The sequence below is a fragment of the Corynebacterium sp. HMSC071F07 genome, from assembly GCF_001810285.1.
GTDB lineage: Bacteria > Actinomycetota > Actinomycetes > Mycobacteriales > Mycobacteriaceae > Corynebacterium > Corynebacterium simulans.
The window spans coordinates 34,467-42,093 of sequence record NZ_KV800714.1 but is presented as its reverse complement, the minus strand read 5'-3'; the positions used below and the strand labels follow the sequence as shown (position 1 = coordinate 42,093).

General features: G+C 60.6%; 10 protein-coding genes. All 10 read right to left on the bottom strand.

Annotated features, from left to right (window positions below):
* Positions 1-373: TCP-1/cpn60 chaperonin family protein (locus tag HMPREF2724_RS08675; RefSeq protein ID WP_305764396.1), on the bottom strand; the 373-nt coding region annotated here is incomplete at its 3' end.
* A 6-nt stretch (positions 374-379) separates the two neighbouring features.
* Entirely contained in the window at positions 380-679 is a 300-nt protein-coding gene (gene groES / locus HMPREF2724_RS08670) for a co-chaperone GroES (RefSeq protein ID WP_269465448.1), read from the bottom strand.
* Between the two features lie 163 nt (positions 680-842).
* On the bottom strand, positions 843-1,271 hold the full coding sequence (locus HMPREF2724_RS08665) for a hypothetical protein (protein ID WP_062042197.1): 429 nt from the start codon (positions 1,269-1,271) through the stop codon (positions 843-845).
* A gap of 105 nt (positions 1,272-1,376) precedes the next feature.
* The gene (tsaD, locus tag HMPREF2724_RS08660; RefSeq protein WP_070432352.1) at positions 1,377-2,426 is read right to left on the bottom strand and encodes a tRNA (adenosine(37)-N6)-threonylcarbamoyltransferase complex transferase subunit TsaD; all 1,050 of its coding nucleotides are present in this window, start codon (positions 2,424-2,426) and stop codon (positions 1,377-1,379) included.
* Entirely contained in the window at positions 2,423-2,893 is a 471-nt protein-coding gene (gene rimI, locus HMPREF2724_RS08655; protein ID WP_061920604.1) for a ribosomal protein S18-alanine N-acetyltransferase, read from the bottom strand. Before rimI ends, tsaD begins: the two co-directional genes overlap by 4 nt.
* Positions 2,890-3,558: a tRNA (adenosine(37)-N6)-threonylcarbamoyltransferase complex dimerization subunit type 1 TsaB gene (gene tsaB / locus HMPREF2724_RS08650; RefSeq protein ID WP_070588235.1), complete on the bottom strand. Its 669-nt coding sequence runs from the start codon at positions 3,556-3,558 to the stop codon at positions 2,890-2,892. Before tsaB ends, rimI begins: the two co-directional genes overlap by 4 nt.
* Positions 3,558-4,025 carry a hypothetical protein gene (locus HMPREF2724_RS08645; protein WP_061920600.1) on the bottom strand — a complete coding sequence of 156 codons (468 nt, stop codon included), beginning with the start codon at positions 4,023-4,025 and terminating at the stop codon, positions 3,558-3,560. The genes tsaB and HMPREF2724_RS08645 overlap by 1 nt, the downstream gene beginning before the upstream one ends.
* A gap of 66 nt (positions 4,026-4,091) precedes the next feature.
* Positions 4,092-4,556: a tRNA (adenosine(37)-N6)-threonylcarbamoyltransferase complex ATPase subunit type 1 TsaE gene (tsaE, locus tag HMPREF2724_RS08640; protein WP_061920598.1), complete on the bottom strand. Its 465-nt coding sequence runs from the start codon at positions 4,554-4,556 to the stop codon at positions 4,092-4,094.
* On the bottom strand, positions 4,549-5,643 hold the full coding sequence (gene alr / locus HMPREF2724_RS08635; RefSeq protein WP_070432353.1) for an alanine racemase: 1,095 nt from the start codon (positions 5,641-5,643) through the stop codon (positions 4,549-4,551). Before alr ends, tsaE begins: the two co-directional genes overlap by 8 nt.
* A gap of 136 nt (positions 5,644-5,779) precedes the next feature.
* Complete coding sequence (glmS, locus tag HMPREF2724_RS08630; RefSeq protein ID WP_070588356.1) at positions 5,780-7,594, bottom strand: glutamine--fructose-6-phosphate transaminase (isomerizing); 1,815 nt, start codon at positions 7,592-7,594, stop codon at positions 5,780-5,782.
* Positions 7,595-7,627: the final 33 nt, after the last annotated feature.

Below are 7,627 nucleotides of genomic sequence, written 5' to 3'. Positions count from 1 at the left end.
TTTCCGCCGCCGCAGCGATACCGCGGTTCAGCTCAACTGGGTTGGCACCAGCGGCAACGTTGCGCAGGCCTTCAAAGATGAGCGCCTGCGCGAGCAAGGTTGCGGTAGTGGTGCCGTCACCGGCGATGTCGTTGGTTTTCACGGCCACGGACTTCACCAGCTGTGCACCGAGGTTCTCAAAAGGCTCCTCGATGTCGATGTCACGGGCGATGGTCACGCCGTCGTTGGTGACGGTGGGGCCGCCGAAGGCCTTGGACAGCACAACGTTGCGGCCGCGGGGGCCGAGGGTGACCTTGACTGCGTCGGCAAGCGTATCAACGCCGCGCTGGATGCCCTCGCGAGCTTCCTGGTCAAATGCAATCAGCTTTGGCATGAAGGCCTACTTCTCGATGACTGCGAGCAGGTCACGTGCGGACAGCAGGAGGTACTCCTGGCCGTCGTACTTCAGCTCGGTGCCGCCGTACTTGGAGAAGATTACGGTGTCGCCCTCGTTGACGCCGACCGGAACGACCTCGCCCTTGTCATTGGTGCGGCCTGGGCCGACGGCGATGACGGTAGCCTCCTGCGGCTTTTCCTTAGCGGAGTCTGGGATAACCAGGCCGGAAGCGGTGGTGGTTTCTGCTTCTACGATCTGGACGAGAACCTTGTCCTCAAGTGGCTTGATGTTTGCCATGGTGATTCCTCCGAAATTTGAATCAGTTAGTTGTATGTGCCGGTTGTGGATGTCCAGCACAGCCGTCGTCGCGGGTGAACAACTGTGGGTCAAACAACCTTCCTAGCACTCTACCCTTGCGACTGCTAACCCTCAACAAACTCCGGAGGCGCGGCGAAGCCTATAAAACTTAGACGGACTTTTCAGAATTGATGACCGCCGCGCGCCAGAGGCCATACTCTTCTGGGTAGTCTTCGCGGTAATTGCTAACGGCACGGATACCGTGCTCGACTGCCTCGATGACCTCGTCGAAGTTCTCAGACTCACCGTCTGCTTCGACGAAGATGACCGGACCACTAATAGCGCGGATTGGGTCCTGCAGGAATGCCGAGTTACCGGTATCGGCAGCATTGCGCGCCAGGGAGGCAACCGGATTCGGCTCCGCGCCCTCCGCCTTGGCATTGGGGTTAAAAAGCGCGGCATAGGTGGAACCGTCGTCTTGGAACACGACGGCGACGCGGTCTTCGGTGGTGCCGCCCAGGAACTGGTTGGCGTGCTCAAGATCGAATTCGATCTTGCGGCGGGTCAAATCTGGATTAACGAGAAAACCGGTGGTCATGATGGGGTAAGGCTCCTTCAATAGCCAGTAGGGCAATATCGCTTCCGCACATTACCGTCGCTTTAACTACCCCGCATCCGGAGGAAGGCAAACTTTTGGTGAACGTTAGTCTGCGCTAACGAGCGGGACTTCAACCTCAAGCTGGGTATCGGTGCCGCACGCCAGGCCGGAAGGCTCCGCCCCTTCATGAATAAGCTGCGCCGCTACGGCCGCAATCATCACGCCGTTGTCGGTGCACAGCTTAAAACGCGGCACCCGCAGCTCGATGCCCGCCGATTCACAACGCTTGGCCGCCAGTTGCCGCAGGCGCGAATTCGCAGCCACGCCACCGCCCAGCAACAGCACCTTGGCGCCGGTGTCCTGGCAGGCCCGCACGGCCTTCGCGGTCAGCACATCCGCCACGGCCTCCTGGAAGGAAGCGCAAATATCCTCGATGGATACGACGCGTCCTTCCTTCTCCGCCTTTTCCACGTACCGCGCCACGGCGGTCTTCAAGCCGGAGAAAGAAAAGTCATGGCGATGCACGCCGCGCAGATCCTCCGCACGCGAAAGGCCCCGCGGAAAGTCGATGTTGGCCTCGCCTTGCGCAGCCAGCTTGTCGATGACCGGTCCTCCCGGATAGCCCAGCCCCAAAAGGCGGGAGACTTTGTCGTAGGCTTCGCCGGCGGCGTCGTCAAGCGTGCTGCCCAATTCCTTCATGGGCTTTCCCACCGCCTCAACCTCAAGCAGCTGGGTGTGGCCGCCGGAGACCAAAAGCGCCACTGCGTGCGGCAGCTGTTCACCTTCGAGGTTGGCCACTGCTACGTGCCCGCCCAAGTGATTGACGCCGTAGAAAGGCACGCCCCAGGCGGCCGCATAGGCCTTCGCCGCGGAAGCGCCCACCAGCAAGGCACCCGCCAGGCCCGGCCCCACCGTCGCGGCAACGGCATCCGGCTTGGAAATCCCCGCCTCCTCCAGTGCTGCGCGCATCACCTGCGGCATAGCCTCCAGGTGGGCACGCGAGGCGATTTCCGGAACCACGCCGCCGAAGCGAGCGTGCTGCTGCATCGACGAGGCAACGCTGTCAGCCAGGATTTCCATATTGCCGTCCGCGTCCAGCTCGATGATTCCTACACCGGTTTCGTCGCAGGAAGACTCGATTCCGAGGATTTTCACTTCGCGGTCCTTTCGCTTTTACGCGGGCGGAACATAGTGTGCGCGTCCGCGCCTGAAGGTTGATAGTAATTGCGGCGGATGCCGGTCTTAATAAAACCGTAGGCTTCGTACATGGAAATGGCGGGATCGTTGCCCACACGAACCTCGAGAAAAACCGGGGCGTCTTTCAGGTCAGCGATATAGACGATGTTATCCATCATCATCCTGCCCACCCCACGGCGCTGCATCGCGGGATCGACGCCGATGGTATGAATTTCGAATTCCGGGTCGGTAACAGGTCCCATCATGCCGATGCCGGCATAACCAACCAATACGTCCTCGTCTTCCACGCCTAGATAAAAGGTGTGACCGTGTGCGATTTCCTGCACGAAGGCCTCCGCCGGCCACGGCCCTTCCCCTGCAAAAAGCACTTTCTCCAGCTCCGCGCAGCGCTGCGCATCGACGGCGGTTAGTTCGCGCAGCTTCACAGACTTAGCCCGAAAATGTCGGGAAGGGCGGCTGAGCGCGGCTTTGGCTTCGGCGGCACGGCGTCTGGACGACGCAGGTACAGCGGGGTCAACGGAGCTGGCGTCGCGGAAAGGTCGGCGACGGCAACCAAACCGGCCGGGCGCGGATTCGCCGCCACGTGCGGCAGCGCCTGCAGGGCCTCGGGCAGCTTTTCAACCAGGTTACCTGGGATAACTACCGCTTCCACCTCCACGGCTATCTCGCCCGGCTTGACGACGCCCGGGCCTTCCACCCGCACGCCTTCTGCATAGGTCGCCCAGTAGATTTCCTTACGCCGTGCATCGGTTGCCACGAGGATGCGCCTATCCGCGCCGTGTTCGGCAGCGATGGCGTCGTGGGAGCAGACGCCGTGGACCGGGATACCGAGGGCGTCGCCAAGCGCGGATGCGGTGGCCATACCTACGCGCAAACCCGTAAACGGGCCCGGGCCACACCCCACGACAATTGCGTCCAAATCGGCAAAGCCCATTCCCTTTTCCTCCAGCAGGCGCTGGATGGTGGGAATCAACTGCTCGTTATGCGCGCGGGTATCGGTGATAATCCGCTCGCTGACCGCACCGGATTCGGTATCTACTACACCGGTAACCAGGTCAGTCGTTGCGGTATCAATGCTTAAAACCAGCATTAGGCGCCCAGCTTCCAGGTATCGCCTTCCTTGATAAATGGCAGCAGAGACTGGGTGGCAGCAGGCTGCAACGGCTGGCCCGTCGGGCACAGGTCGATCTTTTCGCGGTTGAGCTTCTCTGCGTAGAACTCATTGTTGCCGCCGATGGCAACGAAGTAGTTGGTGTCCGCGTCGACGTCTTCATCAATGCCCAAGGCTTGCGGGTCGATGCCGTACATCTTCTTGATCTCATCCAACTTGGTGCCAGCGCAGATGGTGGTCATGCCCTGCCAGTTACGGCCCAGAACCTCGCTCGGAGCGACGGCGCTGACAGTCAAGTTGGTCTTATCGAGGGAGTCGACAGCGCTTTCTAGGGTGCGCTCCACGGGTGGCTGCTCACGCATGCTCGACAGCGCAATCATCGCGCCCAGGGCGATGATGAACAATCCGATGAGGAATGTGGTGATGAATTGACCGACCTTGGTCATATTGAAAGCGCTCCTTGCACGTCATATGGGGGGTTAGTTGACCCCGCTTATCCTACAAGAAGGCAGTTAACCTACCCAGTTCCAGGTAAACACGCGAGTATCGTCTGCGGCCTCACGGTTGATGTTGATCAGCAAAAAGGCCTCCGCGAGCTGGTCCATGAAGCCGCCGCCCCACTCGGCGACGACGACGGCGTCGTCAAGCTCGGTGTCCAAATCCAGCGCGTCGAGCTCGCCTAGGGGATCGTCGGAGTGGTCCAGCAGGCGGTAAGCATCGACGTGGACGAGCGACGGGCCGCCGACGGTCGAGCGATGCTCGCGGGCGATGACGAAAGTCGGCGAGGTGACGCGGCCTTTGACCTGCATGCCTTCGGCAATGCCTTGGGTGAAGGTGGTCTTGCCTGCGCCTAGCGGGCCGTCGAGGATGACGAGGTCGCCAGCCTCAAGCGCCGCCCCCAGTTCCTTTCCCAGCTCGCGGGCGGCTTCGGCAGTAGCTACCTGCTTTTGGCCCTGCTGCGGAAACTGGCTACGCATGCCCGATTCCTCCCTCAAAGTGGCGGGCAGTGCGGCCAGTGGGACGGCAGATGATTTCGTAATTGATGGTTCCGGTGGCCTCCGCCAGATCCGTCGCGCTCAGGCCGCCTTCGCCGAAGATAATGGCTTCGTCGCCTTGCTCGACGCCGTACTCGTTCTCACCCAAGTCCACGACAATCTGGTCCATGCACACGCGGCCCACCTGTGGGTAAAGCTTGCCGCCGATGCCGACCTTAAGCCTGCCCTGAAAGTTGCGCGGCAAACCGTCGGCGTATCCGCACGGAATCGTGGCCAAAAATCCCGGCTTCTCGGCCTTCCACGTGAGGTTGTAGCAGGTGCCCTCGCCTGGCTGAATCGGCTTGACGTTGACGACGCTCGCCGCCCAAGTCATCGCCGGCTTCAAGCCGTGCTCGAGGCCGGGGATCGGCTCCAGGCCATAACAAGCCAAGCCCGGACGGACCATCTCGAAATGGGAGGAAGGTCGGTCCAAAACAGCCGGGGAATTGGCCAAGTGATTCACTGGGCATTCCAGGCCTGCAGCCCGGGCCCGCTCCAGCGCGCGGCGAAAATTAGCTTCCTGCTCGTCGTTGAAGGGATTATCTGGCTCATCCGCGCACGCAAAATGCGACATGAGGCCTAGAACCTCGACCTGCGGGGCGTCGCGAAGCAATGCGAAAGTAACATCCCAGTTCGCTTCCTCCACGCCGGAGCGATGCAGACCGGTTTCAACCTTGATATAAACCTGCGCCGGAATCTCCGATTCCACCAAGCGGCGCGCGTGTACCAAGGAGGGCACTGCAATGTGGATGCGGCACGCCAAAGCTTCCGCGATTTCCTGCGTGGAGTCCCAAATCCACGCCGCAATCGGCTGATCGATTCCGCTACGCCGCAGCTCAATGGCCTCTTTGAAAGTCGCCACACCGAAAGCATCCGCACCCGCACGCGCCATCACTGGCGCGACTTCTTTGACGCCGTGGCCATAGGCATCCGCCTTCACCACGCACATGAGCTGCGCGGGAGCCACCTTTTTCTTTAACAAAGAAACATTGTGGGCGATGGCGTCAAGGTCGATTCTGGTACGAAGCATGGGTCTATTGTGCCACTGCACTGGTGTGCAGGACTAACGCAGCAGCACGCGGCGCGGATTTCTCGTGCGGTTAAAACGCAAAATCCGGAAGCACCCACCATAAGGCGAGGGGTACTTCCGGATTTAAAGCGAGCTTTTACTCGACGGTGACGGACTTAGCCAAGTTACGCGGCTGGTCGACGTCGTAGCCCTTTGCGGTGGCAACGCCACAGGCGAAGATCTGCAGCGGAACCGTGGCCAACAGCGGCTGCATCAGCGTCGGGGACTGCGGAATGCGGATGACGTGGTTAGCATATGCCTCCACAGCATCGTCGCCTTCTTCAGCAATAACGATGGTGATTGCGCCACGGGCACGGATTTCCTGGATGTTGGATACGACCTTGGAGTGCAGGGAATCGCGGCCACGCGGGGAAGGAACGATGACGAAGACCGGCTGGCCCTCCTCAATGAGCGCGATTGGGCCGTGCTTGAGCTCGCCGGCAGCGAAGCCCTCGGCGTGCAGATATGCGATCTCCTTCAGCTTCAGCGCGCCCTCAAGCGCAACCGGGAAGCCAACGTGGCGGCCCAAGAAGAGAACGGACTCGGCATTTTGCATGGAGTTAGCAAGATCGGTGACCTGCTTCACGTTGTCGATGACTGCTTGGACCTTCTCCGGCATATCGCGGAGCTCCTGCAGAACCGCGTTTACTTCGTCGGCGAACATGTTGCCGCGCAGCTGCGCCAGGTACAGGCCGAGGAGGTAGGTCGCGGTGATCTGCGCCAAGAAGGCCTTGGTGGAAGCAACGGCGATCTCCGGGCCGGCGTGGGTGTACAGCGCAGCGTCGGCCTCGCGAGGGATGGAAGAGCCCTGGGTATTGCAGATAGCGATCACCTTGGCACCCTGCTGACGGGCGTGGCGCACCGCCATCAAGGTATCCATGGTCTCGCCGGACTGGGACAAAGCGACGACCAAGGTCTTCTCGTTGACGATCGGATCGCGGTAGCGGAACTCGTGCGCCAGCTCGACCTCGGTTGGGATACGGCACCAGTGCTCGATTGCGTAACGCGCAACGTGACCTGCATAAGCAGCGGTACCGCAGGCGATGACGATGATCTTATCGATGGACTTCAAAACCGTCTCATCGATGTGAACCTCGTCCAGGGTCAGCTTGCCTTGGCCGTCAAAGCGGCCGAGCAGGGTGTCACGTACAGCAGCTGGTTGGTCGTGGATTTCCTTTTCCATGAAGGAGTTGAAGCCGCCCTTTTCTGCGGCAGCTGCGTCCCACATGATTTCGAATGGCTTGCCCTGTGCAGCGTTGCCTTCGTAGTCGGTGATGGAAACTTCGTCAGCAGTGATGGTAACGACCTGGTCATTTTCCATCTCGACGGCGGACTTGGTGTAGTCGATGAAACCGGAGACGTCGGAGCCCAAGAAGTTCTCGCCCTCACCCAGGCCAATGACCAGCGGGGAATCGCGGCGGGCGGCAACAATGCGGTCAGCCTGCTCGGAGTGGATTGCCAGAAGGGTAAAAGCACCTTCCAGGCGCTTGCCGGTCAGCTGCATCGCCTTGGTGAGGTCACCCGCAGCTTCATTGTGGAAAATATCGCCCAGCAGGGTGGCCGCAACTTCGGTGTCGGTCTCGGAAACGAAGTTATAGCCCTTGGAGGTCAGCTCGGTCTTCAGCTCAGCAAAGTTCTCGATGATGCCGTTGTGAACAACTGCCAGCTTGCCGCCGTCAACTACATGCGGGTGGGCGTTCAGGTCGGTCGGGCCGCCGTGGGTTGCCCAACGGGTATGTCCGATGCCCAGGACAGAGTCCTGCAAAGGGCGGGAAGCAATTTCTGCTTCGAGGGCAGCAACTTTGCCGGCCTTTTTGCGCCAGCTAATTTCGCCATCGACGTACATTGCGACGCCAGCAGAGTCATAGCCTCGGTACTCAAGACGGCGAAGGCCTTCCAGCACAACGTCCAGGGCATAGTATTCACGGCCACTGGATGCGTGACC